Annotated in this window: 27 protein-coding genes and 2 pseudogenes; 7 read left to right on the top strand and 22 right to left on the bottom strand. The window is 58.1% G+C overall.

Annotation, left to right across the window (positions count from 1 at the left end; all coding sequences use genetic code 11):
• The 8 genes from BO1_RS22785 to BO1_RS52260 all read right to left on the bottom strand — a co-directional run.
• A partial coding sequence (locus tag BO1_RS22785; protein WP_156992365.1) for a porin occupies positions 1-233 on the bottom strand: 233 nt, incomplete at its 3' end.
• A 351-nt stretch (positions 234-584) separates the two neighbouring features.
• Positions 585-767, bottom strand: coding sequence for a hypothetical protein (locus BO1_RS22775; RefSeq protein ID WP_043285944.1), 183 nt, complete (start codon positions 765-767; stop codon positions 585-587).
• A gap of 199 nt (positions 768-966) precedes the next feature.
• Positions 967-1,986 (bottom strand): hydroxyquinol 1,2-dioxygenase, encoded by a 1,020-nt coding sequence (locus BO1_RS22770; RefSeq protein ID WP_028219526.1) that lies wholly within the window; start codon positions 1,984-1,986, stop codon positions 967-969.
• Positions 1,987-2,055: 69 nt separating this feature from the next.
• Positions 2,056-2,559 (bottom strand): cupin domain-containing protein, encoded by a 504-nt coding sequence (locus BO1_RS22765; protein WP_028219525.1) that lies wholly within the window; start codon positions 2,557-2,559, stop codon positions 2,056-2,058.
• Positions 2,560-3,367: 808 nt separating this feature from the next.
• Complete coding sequence (locus BO1_RS57830) at positions 3,368-3,754, bottom strand: VOC family protein (protein ID WP_245643880.1); 387 nt, start codon at positions 3,752-3,754, stop codon at positions 3,368-3,370.
• A 477-nt stretch (positions 3,755-4,231) separates the two neighbouring features.
• Complete coding sequence (locus BO1_RS56475; RefSeq protein WP_028219523.1) at positions 4,232-4,462, bottom strand: hypothetical protein; 231 nt, start codon at positions 4,460-4,462, stop codon at positions 4,232-4,234.
• Between the two features lie 265 nt (positions 4,463-4,727).
• Complete coding sequence (locus BO1_RS57825) at positions 4,728-5,687, bottom strand: PDR/VanB family oxidoreductase (protein ID WP_084688121.1); 960 nt, start codon at positions 5,685-5,687, stop codon at positions 4,728-4,730.
• A 97-nt stretch (positions 5,688-5,784) separates the two neighbouring features.
• Positions 5,785-6,852, bottom strand: coding sequence for an aromatic ring-hydroxylating dioxygenase subunit alpha (locus BO1_RS52260; protein WP_043285941.1), 1,068 nt, complete (start codon positions 6,850-6,852; stop codon positions 5,785-5,787).
• 598 nt (positions 6,853-7,450) lie between these two features.
• Here BO1_RS52260 and BO1_RS22735 point away from each other — a divergent pair.
• Positions 7,451-10,258 (top strand): LuxR C-terminal-related transcriptional regulator, encoded by a 2,808-nt coding sequence (locus BO1_RS22735; RefSeq protein WP_028219522.1) that lies wholly within the window; start codon positions 7,451-7,453, stop codon positions 10,256-10,258.
• Between the two features lie 57 nt (positions 10,259-10,315).
• Here the strand turns inward: BO1_RS22735 and BO1_RS59375 are convergent.
• The 3 genes and pseudogenes from BO1_RS59375 to BO1_RS57820 form a co-directional block, all read right to left on the bottom strand.
• Positions 10,316-10,414 (bottom strand): annotated as a pseudogene (locus BO1_RS59375) (conjugal transfer protein TrbF); the annotation flags it as partial.
• Between the two features lies 1 nt (position 10,415).
• Positions 10,416-10,709, bottom strand: a pseudogene (locus BO1_RS52255) (P-type conjugative transfer protein TrbJ); the annotation flags it as partial.
• 79 nt (positions 10,710-10,788) lie between these two features.
• Positions 10,789-11,706 carry a helix-turn-helix transcriptional regulator gene (locus tag BO1_RS57820; RefSeq protein WP_167338376.1) on the bottom strand — a complete coding sequence of 306 codons (918 nt, stop codon included), beginning with the start codon at positions 11,704-11,706 and terminating at the stop codon, positions 10,789-10,791.
• A 436-nt stretch (positions 11,707-12,142) separates the two neighbouring features.
• Here BO1_RS57820 and BO1_RS22710 point away from each other — a divergent pair, with 436 nt between their 5' ends.
• On the top strand, positions 12,143-13,099 hold the full coding sequence (locus BO1_RS22710; protein WP_167338375.1) for a VOC family protein: 957 nt from the start codon (positions 12,143-12,145) through the stop codon (positions 13,097-13,099).
• 1 nt (position 13,100) lies between these two features.
• Positions 13,101-14,054 (top strand): alpha/beta hydrolase, encoded by a 954-nt coding sequence (locus BO1_RS52250; protein WP_084688119.1) that lies wholly within the window; start codon positions 13,101-13,103, stop codon positions 14,052-14,054.
• Between the two features lie 219 nt (positions 14,055-14,273).
• On the opposite strand, the gene BO1_RS22700 is transcribed toward BO1_RS52250, so the two are convergent.
• Positions 14,274-14,456 carry a hypothetical protein gene (locus BO1_RS22700; RefSeq protein WP_028219518.1) on the bottom strand — a complete coding sequence of 61 codons (183 nt, stop codon included), beginning with the start codon at positions 14,454-14,456 and terminating at the stop codon, positions 14,274-14,276.
• Between the two features lie 214 nt (positions 14,457-14,670).
• Between BO1_RS22700 and BO1_RS62305 the strand changes: the two genes are divergently transcribed.
• The gene (locus BO1_RS62305; protein ID WP_456088867.1) at positions 14,671-14,850 is read left to right on the top strand and encodes a helix-turn-helix transcriptional regulator; all 180 of its coding nucleotides are present in this window, start codon (positions 14,671-14,673) and stop codon (positions 14,848-14,850) included.
• Between the two features lie 263 nt (positions 14,851-15,113).
• Here BO1_RS62305 and BO1_RS22695 read toward each other — a convergent pair whose 3' ends face one another.
• From BO1_RS22695 to BO1_RS22680, 4 genes are all read right to left on the bottom strand, one after another.
• Positions 15,114-16,196 (bottom strand): PDDEXK nuclease domain-containing protein, encoded by a 1,083-nt coding sequence (locus tag BO1_RS22695; protein ID WP_043285938.1) that lies wholly within the window; start codon positions 16,194-16,196, stop codon positions 15,114-15,116.
• Positions 16,183-16,794, bottom strand: coding sequence for a hypothetical protein (locus tag BO1_RS22690; RefSeq protein WP_028219516.1), 612 nt, complete (start codon positions 16,792-16,794; stop codon positions 16,183-16,185). Before BO1_RS22690 ends, BO1_RS22695 begins: the two co-directional genes overlap by 14 nt.
• A 100-nt stretch (positions 16,795-16,894) precedes the next feature.
• Positions 16,895-17,755: an ATP synthase subunit B family protein gene (locus BO1_RS22685; RefSeq protein WP_028219515.1), complete on the bottom strand. Its 861-nt coding sequence runs from the start codon at positions 17,753-17,755 to the stop codon at positions 16,895-16,897.
• A gap of 178 nt (positions 17,756-17,933) precedes the next feature.
• Positions 17,934-18,365: a hypothetical protein gene (locus tag BO1_RS22680; RefSeq protein ID WP_028219514.1), complete on the bottom strand. Its 432-nt coding sequence runs from the start codon at positions 18,363-18,365 to the stop codon at positions 17,934-17,936.
• Positions 18,366-18,427: 62 nt separating this feature from the next.
• Between BO1_RS22680 and BO1_RS59370 the strand changes: the two genes are divergently transcribed.
• Positions 18,428-18,589: a hypothetical protein gene (locus tag BO1_RS59370; protein WP_156992364.1), complete on the top strand. Its 162-nt coding sequence runs from the start codon at positions 18,428-18,430 to the stop codon at positions 18,587-18,589.
• Positions 18,590-18,670: 81 nt separating this feature from the next.
• Here the strand turns inward: BO1_RS59370 and guaA are convergent, their stop codons facing one another.
• The 3 genes from guaA to guaB all read right to left on the bottom strand — a co-directional run bounded on the left by guaA (position 18,671) and on the right by guaB (position 22,589).
• Positions 18,671-20,254: a glutamine-hydrolyzing GMP synthase gene (gene guaA, locus BO1_RS22675; protein ID WP_028219513.1), complete on the bottom strand. Its 1,584-nt coding sequence runs from the start codon at positions 20,252-20,254 to the stop codon at positions 18,671-18,673.
• 181 nt (positions 20,255-20,435) lie between these two features.
• Positions 20,436-21,122: a hypothetical protein gene (locus BO1_RS22670; RefSeq protein ID WP_028219512.1), complete on the bottom strand. Its 687-nt coding sequence runs from the start codon at positions 21,120-21,122 to the stop codon at positions 20,436-20,438.
• Between the two features lie 6 nt (positions 21,123-21,128).
• Positions 21,129-22,589 carry an IMP dehydrogenase gene (guaB, locus tag BO1_RS22665; RefSeq protein WP_028219511.1) on the bottom strand — a complete coding sequence of 487 codons (1,461 nt, stop codon included), beginning with the start codon at positions 22,587-22,589 and terminating at the stop codon, positions 21,129-21,131.
• Positions 22,590-22,869: 280 nt separating this feature from the next.
• Between guaB and BO1_RS52245 the strand changes: the two genes are divergently transcribed.
• Positions 22,870-23,916 carry a DMT family transporter gene (locus BO1_RS52245; RefSeq protein WP_084688117.1) on the top strand — a complete coding sequence of 349 codons (1,047 nt, stop codon included), beginning with the start codon at positions 22,870-22,872 and terminating at the stop codon, positions 23,914-23,916.
• A 92-nt stretch (positions 23,917-24,008) separates the two neighbouring features.
• Here the strand turns inward: BO1_RS52245 and BO1_RS22655 are convergent, their stop codons facing one another.
• Both BO1_RS22655 and BO1_RS22650 read right to left on the bottom strand, forming a co-directional pair.
• Complete coding sequence (locus BO1_RS22655; RefSeq protein ID WP_028219510.1) at positions 24,009-24,341, bottom strand: RnfH family protein; 333 nt, start codon at positions 24,339-24,341, stop codon at positions 24,009-24,011.
• Positions 24,338-24,781, bottom strand: coding sequence for a type II toxin-antitoxin system RatA family toxin (locus BO1_RS22650; protein ID WP_028219509.1), 444 nt, complete (start codon positions 24,779-24,781; stop codon positions 24,338-24,340). The genes BO1_RS22655 and BO1_RS22650 overlap by 4 nt, the downstream gene beginning before the upstream one ends.
• A gap of 102 nt (positions 24,782-24,883) precedes the next feature.
• Between BO1_RS22650 and smpB the strand changes: the two genes are divergently transcribed.
• On the top strand, positions 24,884-25,330 hold the full coding sequence (smpB, locus tag BO1_RS22645; RefSeq protein ID WP_028219508.1) for an SsrA-binding protein SmpB: 447 nt from the start codon (positions 24,884-24,886) through the stop codon (positions 25,328-25,330).
• A 122-nt stretch (positions 25,331-25,452) separates the two neighbouring features.
• Here the strand turns inward: smpB and BO1_RS22640 are convergent, their stop codons facing one another.
• Positions 25,453-26,409 (bottom strand): SPFH domain-containing protein, encoded by a 957-nt coding sequence (locus tag BO1_RS22640; protein ID WP_028219507.1) that lies wholly within the window; start codon positions 26,407-26,409, stop codon positions 25,453-25,455.
• Between the last annotated feature and the right edge of the window lie 24 nt (positions 26,410-26,433).

Below are 26,433 nucleotides of genomic sequence, written 5' to 3'. Positions count from 1 at the left end.
CCGCCGCCGAGATCCTCATCTCCCTTCAGGCCAAACAGCGATGGCATCTGGCCACCGTCGGTAAAACCGAAGAATTTGCCGCCATTGCCGCCCGCGGCATCGCGGGTCTTGCTCAGATACAGCAAACCGGCGTCCACGATACCGTACAGCGTCACACTACTCTGAGCTTGCGCCGCGACGGCGAAGCACAGTGCCGAACCGGCCAGCGCTGTTTTCACAAGCTTCTTTTGCACATTCAATCTTTGTCTCCGTGTTTCATCTAGTTATAAAAACTGCGCGGGTATGGCTTCCCCTCCTTTAGCGCGTGGCGCGCCAACGTTTCGACCTGTAGATCGCGGCGACGCAGTACGACTGGCGTGACGCCATGCAACTTCTTGTTTACTCGCGCCGATAATTCGATATCCATATAGTAAATATGCCTAATTAATAAATCGACCAGTGCTTGGGCAAGTCGCCTGACGTCCGGCAGTCACACCTCGCCGACCGCCCCCAACGCATTCATCTGCTGTACCGCATCGAGCACCTTTTGATGCTCGTCGATATGGCACTCCATCGCCCGGCAAGTCTGTCTTCTTCACCGTGAACTACACAGCGCAGATGAGACTGATTGCCGAGCACATCATCTGGTGCATATTGATCGGCAACGGATCCGTCATCGACCCGATCTCGACCAGTTTCCCGCCGCGACGCAACGTGCCGATCGCGTCGCGTGTGACCTGGCGCGGCGAGCCCGGCCCGATGGTGTCGGTCACGATATCGACACTCACGCGGTCAGTTTCCCGGTGAGTCCATTCAGCCATCCCCCCGTTTCATAGGAAAACGTACGGATGCGACGGGGACCGACTAACCGAGTGATCGTGCTGGTTGAGCAGGTCTATCAGGCCGCTTTCAACCGCATTCGCGGTGTAGACGTCGATAAAACTGAGTTTGCATGGGAAATCCCCAGCAGTTACGAAAGCCGGCGGTTCAGAAGTCGACTGGATAGGGCTTGAGTTCGCCGCTTTCATAACGTTTCGGAAGATTGGGCGTAGCGTTCTCCCAGACAAGCAGCATCGAGCGCTTGGTCGAATAGCCCTTGTGACGGATATCGGCGGGCATCGCGCAGATGTCCCCCGCGCGCATCGTGATGCGCGCGCGCGGCGCACCGGTGTTCTTGTCGCCGACATCCCAGACGATTTCGTCCGACAACTGAAGGAACCACTCGACGCGGTCATTGCCGTGGAATACCGGGAGAATGTATTCCTCGGTGGTCGGGCAAAAGAGGCTCGAGCCGCACACCGAAGTCACTGACGGATTCCACGTCACGTCCGAGCGCGACAAATATTTGAAGACACTGAATGCGTGCAACTGGCCCTCGAATCCCGGTTCGACGTACACCTCCGGTTCGTCTTGCGAAACATCGGCGAACGCGCGGTTCACCGGGAGATCGTCGCGCAAAGGCGAGTCGCCTTCGAGTCCTGGCATGCGGCGCGTAGCGATGCGCGTGCGCTCGATGGCAGCGGCGTTATTGCCGTGCTTGCGACCGAACGCGCTTCCTGTTTCTTCGGGTGCGGCGAACGGGTCGAAGCCCTCGTTGGTCCAGTCGTGCAAGATTGCCTTGAACGTCGCCATGATCGTCGGCGTCTCGAACGTTTCGATGTAGTCGACACCGGCGTCTTTCATGATGCCATTGAATGAACCGGCATATACGTCAACCTTTCCGTAATGGTTGCGCGTTCCGAATACGTGATCGAAATTCACCCAGCCGTAGAAAAATCCCCATGCGACGTCGCGCATCATAGCCCGCAGGAACGCGTCCGCCGGCAGCGCGTGCGTGCGGGCCTGCCCCTTCGCGGGCCAGTTGATCTTGACGAAGTATTCGTCGCGAAGAAATTCGAACGCGCCAAGCGTAAAGCGCCTATATCCGGTCACCGGATCGGGCTCGCTTGCACATATCGTGTTGGCCGCAAAGGCAACCGAATTTTCGAGACATTCGAGGCTAGCCATGCTAAGTCTCCTGATGATTTCTTATGATCGACACCTACAAATATCGAACTACAAAGTCGGTGAGGCGTCTCAATGCAGACAGATTTCTGCCCACTTCTCGACGGACAGTTCTCCGAGCACCGTTTGCAAGAGCGCGACGCCCGGCTTGGAAGCATTGAAGCGATATGCACAGTCCGCCGGTAGCAGTGCCTGATGACCTCGTCGCAGCACGACGTGACCCATCGCGCGGCCGCCCGGCTGCTCGCCCGATTTGCCCACAAGCACAGTGCCCCTGCTGTCCCGCTGGGACTCAGCAAGCCTGATGAAGTCGATGCGGACTTCACCGTCCATCAGAATGACGAACTCGTCGTGTGTACAGGCAAACCACGGCGACTGTCCTTCGGTACGCAACGTCTCGATGACATATTCGAGATTCTTCCCTACCACGACTTTCTCGTACGGAACGGAGCGCGCCGCGACTTCGAAGATGTTGGAGAAAGCGTAGTGGCGCGCGGAGCCACTGGTAATTTCGATATCGCCCGTGCGATAGCCGTCCAGCGAGCCAAGAACGGTGTGGAATGACGTCTCAGTCATTGCTGTCTCCTGTTGTTGAAGTCCTTATAGCCAACTCTATGAGTGCAACATCGTGACGACAAGCGGTACGTGGGCGACTACGGCGTTTGCGACTCGCGAATAATCGCGGTCATGGACGCGCCAGTTAACCCAGCCGCGTTTGTTGCTGCTTACGTCGCGGCACCTACGTCATGCCACGCGACAACGAATTGCATCGGCTGATCCCTGAAAATCGCTATCATGGTCGCAACTCCGATTGTGTTCAGCGTCGCCGATGCCGGCGACTCGTTATCGTGCTCAGCACAGACTATGGTCGTCACTTCTTCCGTTTCCGTGATGTTTCCAACGACGCAAAATAGCACTCTGCCGCTAGCCGGACATCGTTCGCGTCATCCCGCCAATGCATCATTGACCTAGGCGCGAAAACAAAGTGACAATGAGTGCGGGGCGAAGCGTTGTACGGGCCCAGATCGTCCGTGCGCCACTGGGTTAGCCATTTCTATCGCACGGTTCGGTTGAACTGCTCACCAATGCAATCTGCCGGGGCTTGTTCGGGTGAAAGTAGTCGAACCTGGTCGCATTTCCGGCCCACTCGCCGATCGCTACACTCGGGTACGCGTGACCGTCGCGGAACGGCCAAGCAAAAAGCTCGAAAACTGAATAGCTGCGGCCATCGTATAGCCGAGCGTGACCTCACTTTTGTCCAACTCACGCCGAGTTGATCCGCACAAGGTACCTCAAAACGGATCGTAGACAGTATTGCATTTGCCTGACACAGACGCGTGGAAGCGAGGCGGATGGCCGCAAGCTACACCAGAGAGGAGCCGGCCTACTCCGGCGCGAAACAATAGACGGCGAGCTTGTTTCCATCCAGGTCACGCACATAAGCCGCATATGCATGAGGCGCCCAAGATCTTGGCCCTGCAGCTCCTTCACTTCTGGCGCCGGCCGTCAGGGCAGCGTCATGAAACGCGTGAATCGAACGGCGATTCGGCGCTTCAAACGATATGGTAACCCCGTTTCCGATAGTTGCTGGCTGCCCGTCAGCAGGCTTCAACACGAAAAATGAAGGCGCACCGTCTCCCCAGATCGAGCCATTTTCCGCGAGATCGGCCACTCTCTTCAGCCCAATAGTTCCAAGGACGGAATCGTAAAACTCCCGCGCTTTTGCAAGGTCATTGGTGCCTACAGTCACATGCGTATAAACCGCCATCATCTACTCCCTATAAATTCTGGATTTCTTCGTTTAAATTACGGGCTAGCTAATCAATATTGCTATTTCCGTGGCAAGGATTATTTTCATGGTTATCAAAATTGTTTCACTACACACTTTATGCAACAAGTAACTGAAGTCATAGTTGATGTCGACGTAGCGTCAACGATCGGCCAACTTTCCGGCACGCCGTTTTAAGCTCGTCTGGATGGAGCTGATCGGACAAAAACGGGTCCGAATTTCCATGGTCGATCAAGATGCCATCGGGGAAACTGCTCCGCCTATCCACTTAATGAGTCCGCATGCGATGCTGCATGGTCCTGCCTCCGAAATGTATGACTGGCACCAGTCTTTGCGTGCATGTCAGATGCACGATATGGTTGACGACGTTCCCGACTTCCTTCGCGTCGGTGACGCGTCGCACTAAATTTCTCCGCCAGTTCGACGTGCCTCGAATTGATATCGACACCGATAATCGCGTCAGAGTCGACTATCCAGGGCGCCCATGATCACATCCAGGCCGATGCCGCCGAGGCGGAACACAAACACATTTTCGCCTGCTTCGACCCTCTCCAAATAGACGACGGCGCCGCCGCTCGTCGTCACGCCGCAGCCGATGTAGCAGAGCTTGTCGAATGGCGTATCTTCACGGATCATTGCCACGACGATCTCCGGCAACACAACGCATTTCGAGAAGCTGGAGGTGTCCATGTAATGAAGCAAAAACTCGCTATCGATCGAGAAAAGTGTCGTCGCTCAGGCATCGGGCCCTTGCATTGCGTCGAGCGAATCGACCGAAACAGGTTCGCCTTTCGTGACAAACAAGATGTGGTCGTCTTTTGCTCAGCCGGCTGACACGAGACCCGACATCGACGACCACGCTTGCGCCTTCGCGACCGAGAATCACCGGGAATAAGCATTCAGGGGCGGCGCCTCTTATCGTGATATTTTATGGTAGCAGTCTGCAATCTGCTTTTTAAAGATCCAAAACGATTCGACTAGATTTCGATCGAGAGCAGCACGGAATGATCTGATCATTTTTTTCTCGTTCGACTTCTGTGAGATAGACGTCACGATGGTCCGGCGTACCAGAAATCACTCGCGTACGGCAAGTTCCACACACCCCTTGCTCACACGACATTGGAACCTTGATGCCAACTTCCGCGAGTGCCGATGCAATGGTTTGATTTTCAGAAACCACAACTATCTTCCCAGAACTTTGAATTTGAATTTCAAATTCACTGTCGCAAGCTTCGGATGGAACGGTGGCACCGAAGAATTCGAAATGAATCCGGGATTCATCCCATCCCATCTCGCGGGCCGTTCCGAGCATCGCGTGCATAAAGCCCTGCGGACCGCACACATACAGGTGCGTTTCCTCCGAACACGACATCAGGGTGGATCTAATATCGAATCGTTGATCAAGCGTGCCATCGTCGACATGAAGAAATACATTGTCTCCAAAATCGCTTCGACGCAGCTCATCATAAAAAGCTGTACAAGAAGAGGTGCGGGTACAGTAATGCAGATCGAACGACGATCCTTCATCTGCAAGTTGGTACGCCATGGACATCATCGGGGTAATCCCAATGCCGCCCGCGAGCAATATGTTGTTGGCCACCCCTGCCTTCAGCGAGAAGCAATTTCGTGGTTCGCTAATACGAATGCAGTCACCTTCGCGTACCGATGAGTGCATCGCTTCGGATCCGCCTCTAGAGTTTCTGTCGCGCAGCACAGCAATCCTGTAGCGGCTTGCGTCCCGTGATGGATTGCACAAGGAATACTGGCGAACCAACCCGCATGGGATATGCACGTCGATGTGTGCACCGGGAGAGAATGCTGGCAGACGCGTGCCGTCGGGACGTTCGAGTTCGAAGCTTACTATTCCCTCGGCCTCCATCACCTTGCGCACCACGACAACTTCGATCAGGTTCATCTTTTCTTCCCACACCGTATTCAATAGTCACCGTCCCACCGTCAGTCGAGTGTGAGAACCCCTCTCCCATTCAGTGGGCCGGTTTTGCGACATTCCGTCAAACCATCACAATCCGTTTCTCACCGGCAGGCTTCTCTTCCTCCCTCGCGCTCTCGGCCGCAATCAAAGCCGCGAGTTTCCGACGTGCTCGAACTGCGCCGGCGTCGGCTGGAATAAGAACCGGATTCAACTCCCACAGATCTCGGTTGCCAATCATCCGCTGTTGCGCTTCAAGCATCGGCTTATCCTGTCCGGAAAATGCTCCATCGATAGCTGCGACCCACGCTTCGCCCGCGGCGGGATCGTCGAGAGCATAAGCTCGAGATACCCCCCAAAAGTAAAACGTCTTTTCCTCTGTAGAAGGAGTCAGAATATCCGTGCCCAACATCCAGATGCCGTCGTCGCGATGTTTGCCAGTGGGCGTGATGCCAACGTCCAGCAACATATGCGCGGGAGCGTTCCAGCGCATGTTGAGCCAGTGGTCGACGTGTTTTCCATAATTGCCGAACATCGCGTCCCACGCAGGTGGCGCTAACCCGTCTGGGCACCAGCGATTACTGTGCAGAGTAGCTCCCTCGTCGATTACCTCAGTCTTGCCACGCGAGATCGCGTCGCTTCCGAGAATGCCTCGATGGACGTATTCAACATGTGACAGGTCCATCAGATTATCTGTAATCAACTCATAATTAGCGTTCATCTCGATGGCGCCGACAACCGATGAGAATTTTAGCGTATCTGTCAGGCAACTAAAATCCGGGATCTTTGACGGGTCCGCGAGATCCTTATTGCCCATCCAAATCCAAACAAGATTGTGTCGTTCCTCAACGAGGTATGACTGGACACACGCGGCCTGCGGAATCTTATGATCGCCATGCGGATTGTGCGTGCAACGCCCGCTGCCGTCAAAAACCAACCCGTGATATCCGCATTCGACTCGATCGTCAACGATGCGGCCGAGATGCAGCGGCGCAAAGCGATGAGGACACCGATTTGAAAGACATACGACCTTATTCTCTGAAGTTCGATAAAGAACTAGCGATTCGTTTATCACCGTTCTCTCGAAAAGCTCCCGCTTAATGTCCGTGCACCATGCAACAACGTACCAAGCGTTTCGCAAGAATTTCATTTCTTCCTCTGTGTCTTAACCCGCTTACCCGAAATTATTAAACATCCACGTGAATTGAATGTCTATCGACGCTCTTGGCTACTCTTTGATTTTCCGCGGATCGGCTTGTGGAGTAACAAAATATCTGCCCTCAATCGGCTTCATCGCGCTTGCACGATGTGCCTTGAGCGTGGCTGTTCAAATGGCGAATCAGCGTCAATCGGTAAGGAACCAGTTCTGCGCCGATGATCTCGCTGAGGTTAGTCGAGTCACATGACGAATGGAATTCGCCATACTAACAGGCACAATATCAAGAATATTCAAGAACATTCGCGTCTCCTATTTGTGGGAATGCAGCTCTCTTCCACTGAGCCTTGAAACAATATTAGAAGCGTACGCTCGAAGCGTCGCCCTCCCAAAAGGAGGGTAGTTGTACTCACGTCGCCCTCCCCTACCGACCTTCATTGCCCGTTCCGGACGGAAGTAGGATGTACTAGGGGAGACACTGATATCGGGTTCCGTCGTTGTTTGCTTGAATTTCAAAATTACGAACCTGCAAGGACGCTTAAACAGTTAAGGGCGTTCTAGCGGCATTACTTGAAAGAATTGGAAGGCGACCATGCAATTAGAAAAACTAGCGGCCGCCGTCAACGCGACCAAGCTGGTTCCTCCAGGGAAACACGCCGACCTGCTAGTTCCCCGTGTAGATTTATGCGCCCGCGCGCTGACGCAGAGGTCTTATCGCCTGTCGGTATTAACCGCCCCGGCTGGATACGGAAAAACAAGTGTCCTCACGCAGCTTCACGACGAAATCAATAATAGGGGCCAGATAGTCGGTTGGCTCAGTATCGATGAAGATGACAACGACCTCGGTCGATTCCTCTTACACTTCGTCGAAGCGATGAGACTCGGCGGAGCGCGGACCGGACACGCAACTTTGGCGCTTTTGCGCTCGGGCGTTGGCCTTCCCGCCGGCGTTCTGAAATCGACCTTGCTCAATGAACTCGCCGGCCTCGATCAAGACTGCTTCCTATTCCTCGATGACTATCATTTGATACACGAATGCGAGGTGACCGACATAGTTAAGGCGGTTCTTCTCGCTCCCATCGCGCACGTTCGAATTTTCATCGGCACCCGAGACGCCAATGCCTTACCTCTCTCAAAGCTACGTCTGAGAGGGGAACTGCTAGAAATGAATTCAGCAGACCTGTGTTTCTCCGAGTTGGAGGTCGACGAATTCTTCTCTCGACAAAACGGCATCACGTTAGGGGGCGACCAGATAGGTCTGCTCTGTCACCGCACTGAAGGATGGGTTGCAGGACTTCAGTTTGCTGCCATCGCCATGCGCGATAGCAACGAAGTTACGAAGTTTCTAGAACGCTTTTCGGGACAGCAGCGCAACGTCGGTGAATTTCTCGCGAACGAGGTTTTTGACCGCCAACCGCCCGAAGTACGCCAGTTCTTGCTAGGGACTTGCATCCTCGGCCGGTTTGACACGGCACTCTGTAACGCTGTTATGGAGCGCCCGGATGCGCGGCTAATGCTCGACCGCCTTGAAAGCGCAAACCTCTTCATTTTTTCACTCGACGATGAGCGGCGATGGTATCGATATCATCACCTGTTCGCCGACTACCTTCAGCGACGACTGCAAGAATATGACTCGGTTCAATTTCGAGAGCTTCATCGGCGTGCCTCTGGGTGGCTCGCGGAACACGGTTTTACTGTCGAAGCAATCGAACACGCTCTCAAGGCCGATGATGTGACTGGTGCAGCTCGCCTGCTCGACGCCGCGAGCCCGCAACTTTTTGCCAATGGGCGAGTGGCGACATTGCGTTCGCTGGCGCAGCGAATGCCATCCGAGCTAACTTCTCATTGTCCTCAGCTTCAGCTCGACCTCGCATGGGATCACGAATTGAGCTGGCGGTTTCCACAAGCCCGTCAATCACTTGCACTTGCGCGGAACGCATTGAAGGCTGACGCAACCCGGCCCCTTGTCCAAGCCAACGATCCCGATGACGGCTTTCGGCTTCAAAGTCTGATGACGAAGCTAGCACACCGGGAAATGATGCTTTCTATGCTCACGGACGACCTCGATGCCACCAGGAAACAATGTCATGAACTACTGTCGGGTCGAAATATAGACGACATGTTTATTCAAGGGGCTATAGAGACAGCGTTGATGCTTTGCAACCGCGAGAGTTTTAGATTCGATGGTGCAATGGCGTCAATCGCGCGCTCGCGTGCACTATTTGTAGAAGGAGGGGCAGTTTATGCGATGGCCTTCCACAGCACTCTCAGTGGATCGATCCTCCTTGCGAGCGGCCACTTAAAACAGGCAGAAGAAATTTATCAGCAGGGCCGAGAGTGGGCGAGCCGTTTGCACGGCGCAGGGTCAGCACTTATGGCGATGCCATCAATGTCACTCGCGGAACTTCAGTACGAACGCGGCAGTGTTGATGTGGCGCGCGAACTCATAACCACCCATTTCCCGATGTCTCTAGAACTGGGATTTGTCGACAATCTGATCGCGGGCTTCTGCACTGCGGCCCGTGTTGCGTTTATAGATGGGGGGCTAACAAATTCTCGGCCGATCATTGAAAATGGTATTTGTTTTGCAGAGCGCTACGGTTTTGCGCGGTTGAAAATTAACGTTGTTTGCGAATATGTTCGGCAGCTGATCTTAACAGGGGAAGTCCGCGAATCGGAGGTCCAGCTAAGAATAGTATTTGCCGGCGAACGCGGGGATGCACTCCTTCCAGGGCCGAATAGCGAGAGCCGGCACGAAGTTCTTTCCATTGCATTTGCACGGGTTGCCACGGAACAGGGGCGAGGCAATGAGGCTCTGCAATTGCTGAAGAATTGGTATGCATTCGTCCGACCTCGCGGTTGCACGCAGTCGAGCGTTCGCATCGCTGTGCAGTTGGCTCGGACGTCGTTACGCCAGTCCCAGCAAATCGCAGCGCTGCGCTACCTGTGCGACGCACTGGAATTAGCTGCGGTTCCGGGATACGCTCGCACTTTCCTTGACGAAGGTGACCTGATTCTCGACCAACTCGAGCATTTAGCTGCACCGAACTCGATTGCATCTCCAGTGGCCCGTGAGGCAGCCCGCAAGCTGCTGGATCTGGCAGGAGATGTAAGGGACAGCGCTGAAAAAGATGGCGCGACACAGCCTGTAGCCGGGCTCGATTCCTCGGGCGAACCTTTGTCCGATCGAGAGATCGAGATTCTCCGGCTGGCAGCCGACCTGCTCCAAAACAGGGAAATTGCGGGTTCGCTGTGCCTGGCAGAAAGCACTGTCAAATGGTATTGGCAGCGGATTTACGCAAAACTGGGCGTTCACCGGCGGTCCCACGCGGTACAGCGTGCCAAGCGTATGTGTTTGCTCGATTCCAGAAGCAAGCCGGAAGAAGACTCGGATAACTGAGGGTAGTCTAGCTAACAGGCCGACGCGTAACATTGAGTAGCTTGTCTTGGCCCGACTGCTGGCACGAACGACGCTCGTGATCTGCACCGTCACCGATTCCTTGCCGACGCGGCCGAATGGATCGTTCTTACTGGCGTAGTCGTTGAGCACATGCGCATCAGTTGCTATAGAAATGGACGGGCTGCGGCGTGTACGCCGTACCGGTGCCGAGGAAGCGCCGCGTCACCTCGCGTCCGCGTTCGGCGGTGGAAGCCTGCCGCGCCAGCTCCAGCGCCATTGCACGGCCCTGCGTGAGCTGGAGCTGCTGCGTCTGAATGGACTGCTTGGCCTGCAAGGCAAGAAGCTGATTCGTCGCCTGCTAGGCCTGCAAGGCCCCGGTGGCCGACTGGCTCTGTCCGACCAGATCGGTCAGTACACTCTCGTCTTCGGTCAGGCTCTGCGACACCAGCACACGATAACGGACTCTTACGACACAGTCGGCGTGCCGGCCCATCCCGGAGAGACGTCGTTCGTGGACCGCTTACGTAAGATCAGCGGGACCTGCGATAGGCGCCGGGCGATACGCCAACGAAGTGTTTGAACCATGTCGAAAGGTGGCTTTGCGACGAGAAGCCGACGCCGAGCGCTATTTCTATGATCGGCAGATGAGTTGCCTGAAGCATTTCCTTGGCGCGCTCGATACGCCGTCTGAGAATATATTGATGCGGCGTATCGCCAAAGGCGGCCTTGAAGGCTTTGGATAGATACACCGGGCTCAGGCCTGCGGCAGCCGCAAGCGCTGAAAGGCTTAAGTCCTTTTCGAGGTTCACCTCTATGAAGTCACCCAGCCGGGCTACGGCCTTGTTCGACATTGAAGCGGATGGCGGTCTCGATCGTGGGAGGCCGCGATTGGTGTATCGCCGCGCCAAATGCGCGGCTAACGCATGAGCAAGAGTATCGACGTACAGACGTGCGCCCTTCGAAGGGTCATGCAGCGTGCCCATGATCGCCAGTGCAAGTTGCTCCAGAAAAGCGTCACGTATGCCGGCACACGGGTTAATCTCGATCCTGGCGGGATCACATTCCAGAATTTCCTCAGCCAACTCATTGAAGAGCTTGCTTTTCAGATAAATCTGCAAGATTTGCGGCTTCCCATCGTGCTTCCATTCAGCTCCGAGGCCACCCGGCGTGAGACCGAGTTGTCCAGGCCGAATTAAATCATTCTCGACATTATGGCCGTCCAGCTTACGACGGACAACCGTCGGGTGAGCCACATGGTAGATGAGCGATGGATGCGGGACCGGAGGCTCATATGCATCGATCCCTCGCTCCACGAGGAGCGCTGCATGAATCGATTCCCAGCCCAATGAATCGCTTGAAGCAATCACCTCGTTGGTAGGACTCAGAGCCCGCCCATGTGTTTGCTTCGAGGAGAAAACGTCTCCCCGCGCAGTCTCAATCGCCAGCATCACTCTCTCTTGTCCGGCCATAAAACGATTCGGCCTGTCACATTCTCTCGTTACAACTCATTTCGCCATTCGGAAAAGCACCAGCTTGTGTGGCCGGAAAAATCGGGGGTGCCCCTATATCTTTCCTCAAGTGTTAGGGGCTGGCGTGGGTTGGCAAAAGGTGCCGTCTCGCAGCATGGCGAACAGAACGTGGCTCTGATGTGATGGACGACCGCGGCGCATCAACGTGGCAACGATAGGAGCAAATGCGGCGGAGCGTAGAACTGCGATGGCGGCACCTTGCGTGGTGAGCGGGCGGCCACGCCGAGTTTCTAACCTGATAAAACAGGCTGCGAATCTGGAAGCCATGCGGGGTCGTCCGGTCCTAGAGTGTCGACGTCGGTACTGACCGACGGGATGGAAAGACGCCGCAACCTCTAACTTACGGATGACAATCATGTCTGCCCTTATATCAGGTCTTCATCACATCACGTACCTCACTTCCGGAGCTCAGGATGATTACGACTTTTACACCAGAGTTCTGGGGCAGACGCTGATCAAGAAGACGGTCTTCTATGAAGGCGATTTCCCGCGCTACCATCTCTACTTCTCGAGTGATGCAATTGGTGCACCGGGAGGCGTCACTACAACCATATCCATGCCGGGAGTTCCTGAAGAGACGTCGGGGCGGACACCGTCGATGATCATCGCGTATGCCGTGCCTGGCAACGCACTCGAGGCCTGGCAGCGTCATCTTCAGGGCCACGGCATCGAGCATGGACCTATTGAAACGCGTTTCGGAGAGCGGCGGCTTCGAGTCCGCAGGGGGCTAATTGAACTGGATCTTGTCGAAGCGCCGTCCGACATCCGGAAGCCGAATCCCTCGCCTCATATTGATCAATCAATCGCCATCCTCGGCTTCCATGGAATCACCATCCCAGCCGGCGATCCGAACGCAATGGGAGCTTTTCTCACGGCTGCATGGGACTGCGAAACTGGTGACGTTGATGGATCATTTACCCGCTACCAACAGAACGGTGGTGGGCCGGCCGCAGTTATCGATGTATGGCATGTGGCCGACATGATCGCAGGCGGTTGGGAATGTCCGCCAGGGAACATGCATCACGCGGCCTTTGCAGTGGCTGATGATGCGGCCCAGCTACGCACCCTGGAACGTCTGGATAGCAGAGGCTATGCCGATACGAGGCCGCCCGTGCATCGCGGCTACTTCCGTTCGATCTACGTGCGCACTCCTGCCGGCGCGATCGTCGAGGCGGCGACAAGCGACATAGGTTTTCTCAGGGATGAATCGCGCAGTGAGTTGGGGCTGAAGCTAAAACTCCCGCCGTTCTTCGAGGAACGCCGCGACGAGTTTGTCGAGACGCTGCGAAAAATAGACCCATTGGTGATCTGAGATGTCGCAATCTGATCGATGCTCTATCGGGGTCGACGAAGAACTGGCGCGTGAACGACAGAACGGAACTTTACCGGACGCAGGGCTTGTTCACGCGATTCACCGGATACGGGATATCGGGCCGAGGTTTGACCTCTCGATAGCCGATATAACAGCAGCCCTTTATCAGCCGGTGAACACAACTGGGACATCTACATTGATCGCGGATTGCCCGTTTGGTGTCCACGAGCGTCAGCGCCTCGATATATATCGACCCAACGCCGCGGCAGCGGGATCACCGGTCATTTTGTTTGTTCCTGGCGGCGGCTATGTGACGGGCGATAAGCAAGTGTATGGGGGGCTTTATGGTCGTCTCGCAAATTTCTTCGCTGACCACGGCTATCTGACTGCGGTGATGAATTACCGCCTTGCGCCGGAGTTCGCCTGGCCATCCGGGATCGAGGACGTTCGAGCGGCGTTTGAATGGTTGCACGCCAATATTGCGCAACACGGCGGTAATCCCCGAAGGATTGCCATCTTTGGTCAATCGGCCGGTGCGACGCATGCGGCAGGATACCTGTTCGGCGCTCTTGACGAGAACAATGTGGCGCCATGGGCAGGTATCCTTTTGAGTGGTGTGTATCGTTTCACCGAGGAGATGATTTCACCGGCGGCGCGCCAATATTTTGGAAATGCTCCGTCACTTTATGCCGAGCGTTCGCCGATTGTGCATGTCGATCGGTGCCCCATCCCGATCCTGGTCGGAGTGGCGGAGTTCGATCCTCCCAACTTTGTTTTGTCCGCGTTTGACCTGGCAGAGGCGTTGACGCGACGCGACGGGCAGTGTCCGGATTTTGCCCTTCTTGCCGCGCACAATCACGTCTCGACGGTTTTCGGACTCGGCAGTGGTCATGATGATGCTGGGGCGCGGATTGTCGCGTTCCTGGAACGGCTCGGTGCAAAAAGAGGCCACTGACCACTTGAGCATTGTTGATGTGCGGCGGCTTGGCCAATGAGGCCGCGCGCTACAACGGCGCGCCGATTGCGCTGCAGGGCTCTGATGTGCAAATGAGATCGTCGATTCGGTTACACGTTGCTGATCACCGAGATGGTGACGTTGGCCATTAGCGTCTGGCTTTACTGGCGTAACGTTCGTAATGAGCGAGGGCTGGCGCCGCTTCCGGTGCCTTAAGCGTTAGCGGAGCTCCGTCCACACCTTCCGCCCGTTGCCCTGAATGGTCCCGAAGCTCCGCGCCACCTCGCGGTACAGATCGTCGCGCTCGTAGCCGACCAACTCACGGTCATCCAGTTGCAGGGCTAGCAGATGGCCGCTGCCGTAGGTCGGCCATGCGCCTGCAAAAATTGCATCGCCGAGCAAAAGGAGTTTGAAATTGAGAATAACCTGTCACAGCAAACTGGTCGGATGAAGCCACCGGAGACCACTTGCCGCCTGCCTCCCTGCCCTTTCCGGGCGCGGATGCCTATGACGATTCCCACAGTTCCCAGAGCGGGGCGCTCTGCCATTTCGCTGCACAATTCGCCGCCATGAATTGCATCAGATCGTCCCCTCCGCCGAGACGACGATCTATGAGATGGAGCGCCGTGGGGAGTTTCCGAGCCGTTTCAATCTGACACCGCGCTGCGTCGTGCGGGATCTGGAAGAAGTTGAAAACTGGCTCGACAGTCGCAGGCAGGCTTCGCGTGCCAACCCCCGTCCGCGTATGTCTGGACCGGATGGGCGGCGACGCAAGCAACGCCCCGTCAGGACCTGATGCAGGCCATGCCGGGCATTACCTCGACCAACCTGCCACTCGATCATCAACAGACCGCCTGGACCCGCATGGTTAAAGGGTTTGGCTGTGATCGACATGGGCCTTTACCGCCGCTTTTACCGTCAGAAAAACACGCCCTTTGCTGGCGTGGGAAACGGAGCCGTTTGCGAGGCGCCGACTTATCATCAATCAACTCCAATTATAGCGAACAGATGACTGCACTTCAGCCGCACTCTTTGGGAGCAGCATGACGTGCCCCATCCTCATATGCTCTCCAGCAATCGGGCAATGGCTTCGGGCGACGGCAACTGATCCTTCAGCCTCTTCGGTAGCGTCTTGGTGATTTCGTAGGTCGCCACGCCGATGGGCTTGCGCGCGTCACGCAGCGCGTATTCGACGATGGTGCGTTTCTTCTCTTTGCACAAGATAATGCCGATGGACGGGTTTTCGTCGTCCTGCCGCACCTGCGCGTCCAGCGCGGCAAGGTAGAACTGCATCTTGCCGACGAACTCCGGCTCGAACTTGCCAATCTTCAATTCAATCGCCACCAGCGCACGCAGCCGCCGGTGGAACAGCAAGAGATCAATAAAAAACTCTTCGCCATCTATCTCGAGTCGATACTGGCTACCCATGAAGGCATACATACCGCCCATCGCTCGAAGAAAATCCTCGATGCGAGCGATCAGCGCGCGTTCCAACTCGCGCTCGCTGTGCTGCTCGCCCAGTTCGAGGAAGTCGAAGGCATACTCGTCCTTCACCGCGAGCTTGGCTTGCGCGCGCAGAGCCGGTGTCAGCGCCTGGTCGAAATTGGTCTGGCCCAGCAGCGACTTTTCGTAACTCTGGTTGTCGATCTGGTGTGCTAGCACGTTCTTCGACCAGCCGAACTTACGCGTCATGCGCAGATAGAACTCGCGCTCCTGCGCGTTCTTGCAGCGCGAAAGGATAAGCAGGTTGTGAGCCCAGCCGATTTCTCCAACCAGTGGTTGGAGTTTTGGCGCGGCACTGTATTCCTGAAAGAACTGACGCATGTACCACAGGTTCTGCGTCGAGAACCCGCCCACGCCGGGGAAGGCTACGCGCAGGTCGGCGGAAAGCTGCTCCACCACGCCCTTGCCCCAGCCCTCGGTCTGCTGCCGCTCGACGATCAGCCGCCCGATGTCCCAATACAGGCCGACCAGTTCCTTGTTGACTGCACGCAGCGCCGCGTATTGCGCGGACTGGATGCGCGCCTTCACCTCGGCCAACAAGGCCGGGTAGTCCTTCGCCGTAGCGGTCAGAACCGCGCCGGCCTTTCGCGCCGCTGGCGTGGTTGTCTTGCTGGTAGTTTTCTTCTTACTCGTCGCCATCAGCGACCTCCTCGTCGGTGCCGAACCACCCAAGATTCTGTTCGATAGCTTGCCTATAAGGGGTATCGATCTGGGTCGGCGCATTGCGGACATAGCGTTCCGCAGCCGTACGATTGGTACCATCTAGAGCGCGGAGGAAAGCAACGACTTCGGCCTCGCTGGGCATCAAATGCTGGCCGTCGAACTTAGATGGCAAATTCGTCCAAACAACGCCGGTTAGACTGTTGGCATCGGCCCAAGCTGCGATTGTGTCAGCTTCCAAGCCATGGGCATGGCCACTAACACGATCGGCGAAGCCGATGTCGGTTTCCCAGTTCTTGGGGATACCTTCACGCGCAGCCAAACATTTTCGTGCAACTGTGAGGTCTGGTACATCAAGTAAGACCCAGTAGGTCCGCACGCGCGCACTGTTGGGGCAGATGACCAGTGTAATCTTGTCCCCTCGCTGATTTTTCTTTGCGCCGGACTCGCGCGCAAATTCGACCGGCAACAAGGGGCCATCGTTATGCCAGTTGCCTTTACTGGGTAAATCGCGCGAATCCCAGACGAGAGAACCCCATCCGAGGCAGGCAATCGTGTTGACGGATAAATCTGTCATACTCTGATCTCTTTGATGGCTAGTGCTTCCCGTCGTCGATGCAGACAAGAAAAGGGGCTTAGTAGCCTCTGAGCAAACTGAGTCGAGGTAACGCTCGCGCTCACTTGAGCAAGCCCTGAATCCATGACGCAAGCAATGCTCCCGCGGCACCGGAGCTACTGGAAGACAGAAAATCGTAGATTCTCTTAAGTAGCGAAGGGTCTCGATCACCGATCGTCTTCGCAGCTGCTTCGACCGCCGCCCGGTCATCCAATGTTACTGATTTCGAAAGCTGCTTATCGAGAAGCTGCAGTGCCTCACGAACGACTTCATTGGAACTTTGCTGCGCCATCAGGGCGGCGATATCCAGACCGGAACCGCCCCTCGACGAAAGGCTCATGGCGATAGCGCCATGCATCCGTTCCAACTGATCTTCGAGGGACGCAATCCGGGCATCGGAGTTCGCAGTCGAAATTGCATTGACCCGCCTCTCGAATTCAAGCTCGGTTCGTGCCAAGTCCAGCTTATTTCTTAGCCTTAGGATGCCTATCTCACTACGCAGAAGAGCTTCCGGGGCAACTTTCCCAACAACAACATCACCATATACGGCTAGGTCGCGTTCAATGATGTCTCGCCATCCAGTGGGGCCGTCTATGGTCATTCGAACCAAGCTTCCGAACTGTTCAATGCGAACCGCCATTTCCTCGTCCGGATATTTCTGCCGAAGAACCTCAGAGAAGTAGCTCAATATCGCGATGCCCGCGTGCCGATTTTCTGGCAAAAACTCAATAAGACGTTGAACGCCACCGTCCCGAGCGACACTTTCACCATGACGGATCATCTGCCTGCGAGCGTCCTCAGCGGCAGCATTGATAATTTTGGCAGCTTCTTCATGCGCTGTCTCTCTAATTTCATTCGACAGTTCTAGCGCCTCGCGCTCGGCATCAGCCAGAATCTTTTCTGCGTCGCTTTTCTCAACCATCGACTGCCTCCCAAATTCCCCAGATACAAATCGCACACAATTAACAGCCGCATCGTTCGGGTGTACTCGATCCAGCTTGACTCAGCTCAGCACTACACAAGAGGATTTTTTGAAAAGTAACCCGCCGTGGCCGAGATAATGGCCGAGTTGTTTCCAGTGTCCATATGCTCTTCTCGCTTCAGCGGGTGTGACCCGGATTCGCACGTTGACTTTGGCGACCTTGGGCTATCCCGGCAGTCTGGAGACCCTTCTGACGTTGTTCTTCCTGTTGTATCTCGTTGAAGCGTCTTATATGAAGATCGCGAGCCTTGTCGCTTTGCGAAAGGGCGCGCTCGATCTGCTTCGATGGCACCCCCGCCACCTCTTTCCTGGCCGGATATAGCGCATCAATCTCGAAACGCGTCACGCAAATCTGGGCGTTCTGAAGGCCTTGATCGACGTTGTAAAGGATGACGTTGAAAATATTGTCTTTCTGTTGGGTCGGGCGGTCATACCAGTCGTTGACCAGCCTGTCGATGCCATGCAACGAGTCATAGAAACTGACGAGCGCGACGGCATCGTCTCCGGTCAGGTCATGAAATTGTGGCGCATTCGGATACAGGACGGGCATATGTGGGATGAAGCCTCCTGTTTCGTGACGGCTTTTACCGTCAGGGGCCAGGAGACCTGCTGATGCCCGGAAAGCCGCATAAAACAAGCTTTCCCGAGGAGACTTTTACCGTCAAAGACGGCTTTGGTCTGGATAGTGAACGGAAGGGTCTTAATCCGGCCTCAGGTTCTTACCGCCGCTTCTACCGCCAACCTGTTTTGCTGGCCGGCAATAGCCACCGATAGCTGACGTGACGTATTTCTTTTAAAATCAATACGTTAAGTCAGTTTCTCGATAGCTGGCGATAGTCTCCGAAGGACCTGATTTCACTCCCACTCGATCGTCGCCGGCGGCTTCCCCGAAATGTCGTACACCACGCGATTGATGCCGCGCACCTCATTAATGATGCGATTCGACACATGCCCAAGCAGTTCATGCGGCAGATGTGCCCAATGCGCAGTCATGAAGTCGAGCGTCTGAACCGCGCGCAGCGCGACCACATATTCATACGTGCGGCCATCCCCCATCACGCCCACGCTCTTCACCGGCAGGAACACCGCGAACGCCTGGCTCGTCAGCTCGTACCACGACTTACCAGTTTCCTTATCGATGGTGTTACGTAGCGTCTCGATAAAAATCGCATCGGCGCGGCGCAGCAGATCCGCGAAATCACGCTTCACTTCACCCAGAATCCGCACGCCAAGACCCGGGCCCGGGAACGGATGGCGATACACCATATCGTGCGGCAGACCCAGCTTCACACCCAGTTCACGCACTTCGTCCTTGAACAGCTCGCGCAGCGGCTCGAGCAGCTTGAGATTGAGCGTCTCCGGCAGACCACCCACGTTATGGTGGCTCTTGATCGTGTGCGCGCCCTTCTTGCCCTTGCCCGCCGACTCGATCACGTCCGGATAAATCGTGCCCTGTGCGAGCCACTTCGCGTCCGTGAGCTTGCCCGCTTCGGTCTGGAACACCTCGACGAACTCCGCGCCGATGATCTTGCGCTTCGCCTCAGGATCGGTCACGCCCGCCAGCTTCGACATGAACGCTTCGCTCGCATCAACGTGAACCACTTTCACGCCAAGGTTGTCCGCGAACATCGACATCACCTGCTCGGCTTCGTTCAGGCGCAAGAGGCCATGATCGACGAACACGCAAGTCAGCTGGTCGCCAATCGCACGGTGCAGCAGCGCCGCCGCCACCGACGAATCCACGCCGCCCGAGAGGCCGAGAATGACGTGCTCGTTGCCCACCTGCTTGCGAATCGTTTCGACGGCCTCATCAATGTAGTGGCCCATTTCCCAATCAGCCTTCGCGCCGCAGATCCCCAGCACGAAGCGCTCGAGCATCGCGCGGCCCTGCACCGTGTGCGTGACTTCCGGATGCCATTGCAGGCCGTAGAAGTGGCGTGCCTCGTCGGCCATCGCCGCGATCGGGCACGATTCCGTCGATGCCATCAGTTGGAAGCCAGCCGGCATTTCGATGACCTTGTCGCCGTGGCTCATCCAGACCTTGAGCATGCCGTGGCCTTCGCCCGTGCGGAAATCTTCAATGCCTTCGAGAAAGCTCGTGTGGTTGCGCGCGCGCACTTCGGCATAGCCGAATTCGCGCAGGTGGCCACCGTCCACCTTGCCGCCGAGTTGCTCGGCCATCGTCTGCATGCCGTAGCAAATGCCGAGCACCGGCACGCCGAGTTCGAACACGGCTTGCGGAGCGCGCGGGGTGTCGGTTTCGGTGACCGAGTTCGGGCCGCCCGAGAGGATGATGCCCTTCGGCGCGAACTCGCGGATAAATGCGTCGTCAACGTCGTACGGATGGATTTCCGAGTAGACGTTGGCTTCGCGCACGCGGCGCGCGATCAGCTGGGTGACTTGCGAACCGAAGTCGAGAATCAGGATTTTGTCGTGCATGGCAGCGGACGAGACCTAAAAAAGAACGGATACAGAAAGCCGCGCGCCGAGTAAATCTGGCACGCGGCGTGAATTCATCGGAACTGTGGCGCCTGGCGGCAAGGGCACCCAACAGCGAAACAGACTGCGAAGTCCGGGCGCATTGCGGCTGACGTTGCCTGTGCCGGGGCGACTCGCGCGATCAGCCACGCAACGGTGGCCGCGGCGCGTCGGCCGCTTCGTCTCGCGCGGCGAGGCGCGCATCTTCCGCTTGCGCAGTCGTGCGCGGCGCACTCGGCGTCACCACAGGCTGCACCGGGGCCGGCGTCACGGCCGGTGGTCGCACCACGGGCTCGGCGAGCGGCGCGCCCGCCTCGGCAGGTCCGCCAGCAAAAACCGGCTTGGCGTACACCACCGGCTCTTCGCGCTTCGACTTGGCCACCGTGCGCGCTTCGCGCTCCTGCGCGGCAGCCTCGGCCGCCTGCGCCTTCTCGCGCCGCTTCACCGCGCCAGCGAGCCGTGTACCGCCCAGCCCGACGATGATGAGCCACGCGCCCACCGCACCGGCCACCAGTTGGCCAAAGCCCGTGAGCCGCGGCGTATGCAGGCCGATCAGCCAGACCAGCATCAGCACGCCGGCGATCCAGTTGACGTGCCCCACGGTGCGCCCAACCATGGCGGTCAGGCCACCGTCGAACGTCGCGCGCACCGCGATCCAGGCAAAACCGAGCAGCACTACGCCGAACGCCTGTCCGATGAGCGCCGGCTGCGGTTGCACCAGTTGCAGCGCGTTGTAGAGCGAGCTCCAGGGCGTGAGCAGAAACAGCACGCCGAAACCCAGCAACATCAACGCGTCGACAAACAGCACTATGCGCAGCAGCGGCTTCATCGCGGTTTAGTCCACGTGGTAGTTGGGCGCTTCCTTCGTGATCTGCACGTCGTGGACGTGCGACTCGTTCAGGCCGGCACCCGTGATCTGGACGAATTCCGCCTTGTCGTGCATCTCGTCGATCGTGCGGCAGCCGCAGTAGCCCATCGAGGCGCGCACGCCGCCGATCAGCTGGAACAGGATCGCGTTGACCGAACCCTTGTAGGAGACGCGGCCTTCGATGCCTTCCGGCACCAGCTTGTCGATGTTGGCCGAGTTGTCCTGGAAGTAGCGGTCCGCGGCGCCGTCCTTCATCGCGCCGACCGAGCCCATGCCGCGGTACGACTTGTACTGGCGGCCCTGGTACAGGAACACGTCGCCCGGCGATTCTTCCGTGCCTGCGAACATGCTGCCCATCATCACGGCGTTCGCGCCTGCAGCCAGCGCCTTGGATACGTCGCCCGAGTAACGCACGCCGCCGTCGGAGATCAGGGGAACGCCCGTGCCCTTGAGCGCCTCCGCCACGTTCGAGACCGCCGTGATCTGCGGCACGCCCACACCCGCCACGATACGCGTCGTGCAGATCGAGCCCGGGCCGATGCCGACCTTCACGCCGTCTGCGCCGTATTCGACGAGCGCGCGCGCGGCGGCGGCCGTCGCGATGTTGCCGCCGATCACTTCGACGTGCGGGAAGTTCTTCTTGACCCACTGGACGCGCTCGAGCACGCCCTTGCTGTGGCCGTGCGCCGTGTCGACCACGATCACGTCAACGCCGGCCTGCACCAGCAGTTCGACACGCTCTTCGTTGTCCGGGCCCACGCCAACGGCCGCGCCCGCGCGCAGCTTGCCGTGCTCGTCCTTGCAGGCGGCCGGGTGTTCGGTCTGCTTGGTGATGTCCTTGACGGTCATGAGGCCGCGCAGTTCGAACGCGTCGTTCACGACCAGCACGCGCTCGAGGCGGTGGCTGTGCATGAGCGCCTTGGCTTCGGTGAGCGGCGTGCCTTCCTTGACGGTGACGAGGCGCTCACGCGGCGTCATGATCGAGCGCACCGGCTCGTCCAGACGCGTTTCGAAGCGCAGGTCGCGGTTCGTGACGATACCGACGAGCTGTGCGCCTTCCACAACCGGGAAGCCCGAGATGCCATGCTGCTGCGAAAGCGCGATCACGTCCGCGACCTTCATCTGCGGCGGGATCGTAATCGGATCGCGCACCACGCCCGACTCGAAACGCTTCACCTTCGCCACTTCGCGCGCCTGCTCGGCCGGCGTGAGATTCTTGTGGATGATGCCGACGCCACCCTGCTGCGCCATCGCAATAGCGAGACGGCCTTCCGTGACGGTGTCCATCGCGGCCGAAACAAGCGGAATGTTCAGGGAGATATTGCGGGTCAGCCGGGTCTTCAGGCTGGTGTCGCGCGGGAGAACGTCGGAAAAGGCGGGGACGAGGAGCACGTCATCGAACGTGAGTGCTTTCTGGATCAGACGCATGGCAAATCCTATAGGCGCAAAAGCAGATTATACGGGATAGCGCCCTGGAAATCATCAGTGCGTACAGTAGCTTAGCGCCGATTTCGGGATTTTTTGAGGTTCGGGACGGGGTGCGTGGCGGCATCGGAACGGCGTGTCAGACCCTATTTTTTGGCCGCCTGCCAGGCACCGCGAATCGTCCCGTGCAGGATTGAACAAGACGCGCGTGCAGTGCGCGGTTAAGCTGCCTCCCATCCTGTGCGGCCAGAACGGCCAGGTCGAAATTGCGGAGGCAAGGTAAATGCAGCGTGGTGTGTTGTACGGCGTGCTCGCCGGTGCGTTATGGGGAACCGTGTTTCTGGTGCCCCGCCAGTTACCGGAATTCTCGCCGCTGCTCCTCAGTGCGGGGCGCTACGTGATGTACGGCCTCGTCTCGTTCGCCGCGCTCCTGCCCATGCTGCGGCGCGTCTGGCCGCGTCTCACGCGCGCCGATCTCATCGCGCTCGTGAAGCTCGCTCTGGTGGGCAACCTCCTCTATTACCTCTTTCTCGCGAGCGCGATCCATCTCGTGGGCATCGCGCCCGCCTCGTTGATCGTCGGCGTCCTGCCGGTCACGGTCACGCTGCTCGGACGCAGCGACCACGGCGCCGTGGCGCTCTCGAAGCTGATCTGGCCGCTCGCGATGATCGCCGCCGGCATCGTGTGCATCAATGTCGACGTCTTCACGGCCGGCGCCGGCGACCACGCGAGCACGCTCACGAAGATTGCCGGTCTTGGCTGCGCCGTCGGGGCGCTCGCCTGCTGGACGTGGTACGCCGTCGAAAATGCGCGCTACCTGCAGCGCAACGCGCATTTCGGCGGCAACGAGTGGTCGGTGCTGTGGGGCGTCGTCACGGGCGCGCTCGGCGGCCTGCTCTGGCTCGCGGTGCTCGTCATGCCTGCCGGAACGGTGCAGGAGAGCGTGAGCGGCGCGCGCTGGACCGCGTTCTGGCAATTGAACCTCGTGCTGGCCATTGGCGCGTCGTGGCTCGGCAACGGCCTCTGGAACGCGGCCTCAAAGCGCCTTCCGCTCACGCTCTCTGGCCAGATGATCGTCTTCGAGACGCTGTTCGCCCTGCTCTATGGCTTCATCTACGACCATCGCCTGCCGCGCATGCTGGAAATCGCGGCAATCGTGCTGCTGGTGGCGGGCGTGAGCTGGTCGGTCCGCCAGCATTCGGGCGGCCCGGAAGACACCGCCCACGGCGACGGCATCGTGCCGGATGGCGATTTGCCCGGTATTGCGGGTGTCGGCAAGGCGGATGCCTCGGGCAAGAACGGCACGGAACGCCACCGCGCGGCGAACTGAGGGAGCTTGGGGTGCGCTGGAGGCCCAACGCCCCCCATCGAACGGCCATCAGCGTGGCTTCACGCGGCCGTCAATGCCGCCTCAGCACCGGCTCAGCGCGAATCCTTGTTCTGCCACTTGCGGCCCTCGATCGAGCCTTCCTTGCGGGTTTTGTCGACGCGGCGCTGGCGTGCGAGCTTGGGGTCGACCACCAGCGGGCGGTAGATCTCCACGCGGTCGTGATCGGCGAGCACGGTGTCGAGCGGCTTGAGCTTGCCGTAGATGCCCACCTTCAGTTTCGTCAGATCGATTTCGGGATGGCGCGCGAGGATGCCGCTCGCCTCGATGGCCTGCCCGAGCGTCGCGCCCGGCGCCAGTTCCACGCCGATAAGGGTCTGCGCGTCAGGCAGCGCGTAGCAGACGTCGATGGACAGTTTCACGCTCATGGCTTGTTCTTGCCGTAACGCTGGTCGGCGCGCTTCACGAAGGTGTCGACGAAGGTGTTCGCGATGTGGTGGAACACCGGCCCGATGATCTTCTCGAGAATGATGTTTGAAAACTCGTAGTGCAGCGAGAATTCGATCTTGCAGGCATCCGCGCGCAGCGGCGTAAAGCGCCAGGCGCCCGTGAACTTCTTGAACGGGCCGTCGGCGAACTCCATATCGATGCGCTCGGGCCGCTTGTGCCGGTTGCGCGTGGCAAAGTGTTGCTTGATGCCCTTGAAGTTGATATCGATTTTCGCCTCCATGCCGTCCTCGTCCTTGCGGCGAACCTCGACGCCGCCGCACCACGGCAGGAAGTTGGGATAATCGTCGACGTCGGTGACGAGGTCGAACATCTGCTCCGCCGAATGGCGAATCAACACGGTTTTCTGGACATCCGCCATAAATTGCGCAATGCGAGGCAAGGGTGAAGGCGCCACGGGCTTTCGGCTGCCCGCTTTGCTAAAATCGTAATTTTAAACGAGTTGGGCGTTTCCCATTTTCCTATGAGCATCATCGACAACAGAAAAGCCTTCTTCGATTACTTCATCGAAGAGCGCCACGAGGCAGGGCTCGTGCTCGAAGGATGGGAGGTCAAGGCCATGCGCGCCGGGCGAGCCAACATCAAGGAAAGCTACGTCGTGATCAAGGACGGCGAGCTCTACCTGATCGGCACGCACATCAGCCCGCTGCCCGAAGCCTCGACGCACATCCACCCCGACCCCACGCGCACGCGCAAGCTGCTGCTGCACCGCGAGGAAATCGACAAGTTGATCGGCAAGGTCGAGCAGCGCGGCTTCACGCTCGTGCCGCTGAACTTCCACTACAAGGGCGGCCGCGTGAAGTGCGAGATCGGCCTCGCCAAGGGTAAGAAGCTGCACGACAAGCGCGAAACCGAGAAGCAGCGCGACTGGCAGCGCGAAAAGGCGCGCCTGATGCGCACGCCGACCTGAGCGCACCGGATCGATCCGTCACGCCTTCGATCCGCGCGCTTCTGACGCAACAACCGTGGCAAAAATGACAAAGGGCGGCCCGAGCCGCCCTTTTTTGTGGCAGTTTCCGCCCCAAGCCCCGTTCAAGCGCCCTTTGCCGTATCCCGGCTCAGCTGCGTCTCCTTCATGCCCGTGCGGTTCACGATGGTGAGCGCCGAGGCGATCATCGAGCTCAGGTCGCTCATGTTGCCGGGCACGATCAGCGTGTTGCCCTGCTTCGCGAGGTTGCCGAACGCGGTGACGTACTGTTCCGCCACCTTGAGGTTGACGGCGTCCATGCCGCCCTGGGCCTGGATCGAGTTGCCGATCTTCTGGATCGCCTGCGCATTCGCCTCGGCCACCGCCAGAATGGCTGCCGCCTGGCCTTGCGCCTGATTGATGGCCGCCTGCCGCTCGCCTTCCGACTTCTGGATCGCCGCCTCGCGCGCGCCGGCCGCGAGGTTGATCTGCTCCTGCTTGCGCCCTTCCGAAGCCGCGATGAGCGCGCGCTTTTCACGCTCCGCGGTGATCTGCGCCTGCATCGCATGCAGGATTTCCTTCGGCGGCGTGAGATCCTTGATTTCGTAGCGCAGCACCTTCACGCCCCAGTTCGAGGCGGCTTCGTCGAGCGCCGAAACGACACTGTGATTGATGAAGTCGCGCTCTTCGAAGGTCTTGTCGAGCTCGAGCTTGCCGATCACCGAGCGCAGCGTGGTCTGCGAGAGCTGCGTAATGGCGAACACAAAGTTGCTCGAGCCATACGAGGCCTTCATCGGATCCGTGACCTGGAAGTACAGCACGCCGTCCACCTGGAGCTGCGTGTTGTCGCGCGTGATGCAGATCTGGCTCGGCACGTCGAGCGGAATTTCCTTGAGCACATGCTTGTAGGCCACGCGATCGATGAACGGCAGCACGACCGTGAGGCCCGGCGTGAGCGTAGCGTGATAGCGGCCCAGCCGCTCGAGGACCCAGGCATGCTGCTGCGGCACGATCTTGACGGTCTTCGACACCAGCACGATGACGATCACGAGCAGGATCAACCCGACGATAGGCACTTGCATACGCTTCCCCCTTTTTTGCTTCGA

It is taken from the genome of Paraburkholderia oxyphila NBRC 105797, assembly GCF_000685075.1.
GTDB lineage: Bacteria > Pseudomonadota > Gammaproteobacteria > Burkholderiales > Burkholderiaceae > Paraburkholderia > Paraburkholderia oxyphila.
The sequence above is the reverse complement of the archived record's forward strand: the minus strand, read 5'-3'. Positions and strand labels throughout refer to the sequence as shown.

What these genes read in the sequence shown, in the direction of transcription:
- BO1_RS22770 (WP_028219526.1), bottom strand. Translation starts at nt 1,986, where the DNA reads ATGGCTAGCCTCGAATGTCTCGAAAATTCGGTTGCCTTTGCGGCCAAC.
- BO1_RS22765 (WP_028219525.1), bottom strand. Translation starts at nt 2,559, where the DNA reads ATGACTGAGACGTCATTCCACACCGTTCTTGGCTCGCTGGACGGCTAT.
- BO1_RS57830 (WP_245643880.1), bottom strand. Translation starts at nt 3,754, where the DNA reads ATGATGGCGGTTTATACGCATGTGACTGTAGGCACCAATGACCTTGCA.
- BO1_RS56475 (WP_028219523.1), bottom strand. Translation starts at nt 4,462, where the DNA reads ATGGACACCTCCAGCTTCTCGAAATGCGTTGTGTTGCCGGAGATCGTC.
- BO1_RS57825 (WP_084688121.1), bottom strand. Translation starts at nt 5,687, where the DNA reads ATGAACCTGATCGAAGTTGTCGTGGTGCGCAAGGTGATGGAGGCCGAG.
- BO1_RS52260 (WP_043285941.1), bottom strand. Translation starts at nt 6,852, where the DNA reads ATGAAATTCTTGCGAAACGCTTGGTACGTTGTTGCATGGTGCACGGAC.
- BO1_RS22735 (WP_028219522.1), top strand. Translation starts at nt 7,451, where the DNA reads ATGCAATTAGAAAAACTAGCGGCCGCCGTCAACGCGACCAAGCTGGTT.
- BO1_RS57820 (WP_167338376.1), bottom strand. Translation starts at nt 11,706, where the DNA reads ATGCTGGCGATTGAGACTGCGCGGGGAGACGTTTTCTCCTCGAAGCAA.
- BO1_RS22710 (WP_167338375.1), top strand. Translation starts at nt 12,143, where the DNA reads ATGTCTGCCCTTATATCAGGTCTTCATCACATCACGTACCTCACTTCC.
- BO1_RS52250 (WP_084688119.1), top strand. Translation starts at nt 13,101, where the DNA reads ATGTCGCAATCTGATCGATGCTCTATCGGGGTCGACGAAGAACTGGCG.
- BO1_RS62305 (WP_456088867.1), top strand. Translation starts at nt 14,671, where the DNA reads ATGGAGCGCCGTGGGGAGTTTCCGAGCCGTTTCAATCTGACACCGCGC.
- BO1_RS22695 (WP_043285938.1), bottom strand. Translation starts at nt 16,196, where the DNA reads ATGGCGACGAGTAAGAAGAAAACTACCAGCAAGACAACCACGCCAGCG.
- BO1_RS22690 (WP_028219516.1), bottom strand. Translation starts at nt 16,794, where the DNA reads ATGACAGATTTATCCGTCAACACGATTGCCTGCCTCGGATGGGGTTCT.
- BO1_RS22685 (WP_028219515.1), bottom strand. Translation starts at nt 17,755, where the DNA reads ATGGTTGAGAAAAGCGACGCAGAAAAGATTCTGGCTGATGCCGAGCGC.
- BO1_RS22680 (WP_028219514.1), bottom strand. Translation starts at nt 18,365, where the DNA reads ATGCCCGTCCTGTATCCGAATGCGCCACAATTTCATGACCTGACCGGA.
- BO1_RS59370 (WP_156992364.1), top strand. Translation starts at nt 18,428, where the DNA reads ATGCCCGGAAAGCCGCATAAAACAAGCTTTCCCGAGGAGACTTTTACC.
- guaA (WP_028219513.1), bottom strand. Translation starts at nt 20,254, where the DNA reads ATGCACGACAAAATCCTGATTCTCGACTTCGGTTCGCAAGTCACCCAG.
- BO1_RS22670 (WP_028219512.1), bottom strand. Translation starts at nt 21,122, where the DNA reads ATGAAGCCGCTGCTGCGCATAGTGCTGTTTGTCGACGCGTTGATGTTG.
- guaB (WP_028219511.1), bottom strand. Translation starts at nt 22,589, where the DNA reads ATGCGTCTGATCCAGAAAGCACTCACGTTCGATGACGTGCTCCTCGTC.
- BO1_RS52245 (WP_084688117.1), top strand. Translation starts at nt 22,870, where the DNA reads ATGCAGCGTGGTGTGTTGTACGGCGTGCTCGCCGGTGCGTTATGGGGA.
- BO1_RS22655 (WP_028219510.1), bottom strand. Translation starts at nt 24,341, where the DNA reads ATGAGCGTGAAACTGTCCATCGACGTCTGCTACGCGCTGCCTGACGCG.
- BO1_RS22650 (WP_028219509.1), bottom strand. Translation starts at nt 24,781, where the DNA reads ATGGCGGATGTCCAGAAAACCGTGTTGATTCGCCATTCGGCGGAGCAG.
- smpB (WP_028219508.1), top strand. Translation starts at nt 24,884, where the DNA reads ATGAGCATCATCGACAACAGAAAAGCCTTCTTCGATTACTTCATCGAA.
- BO1_RS22640 (WP_028219507.1), bottom strand. Translation starts at nt 26,409, where the DNA reads ATGCAAGTGCCTATCGTCGGGTTGATCCTGCTCGTGATCGTCATCGTG.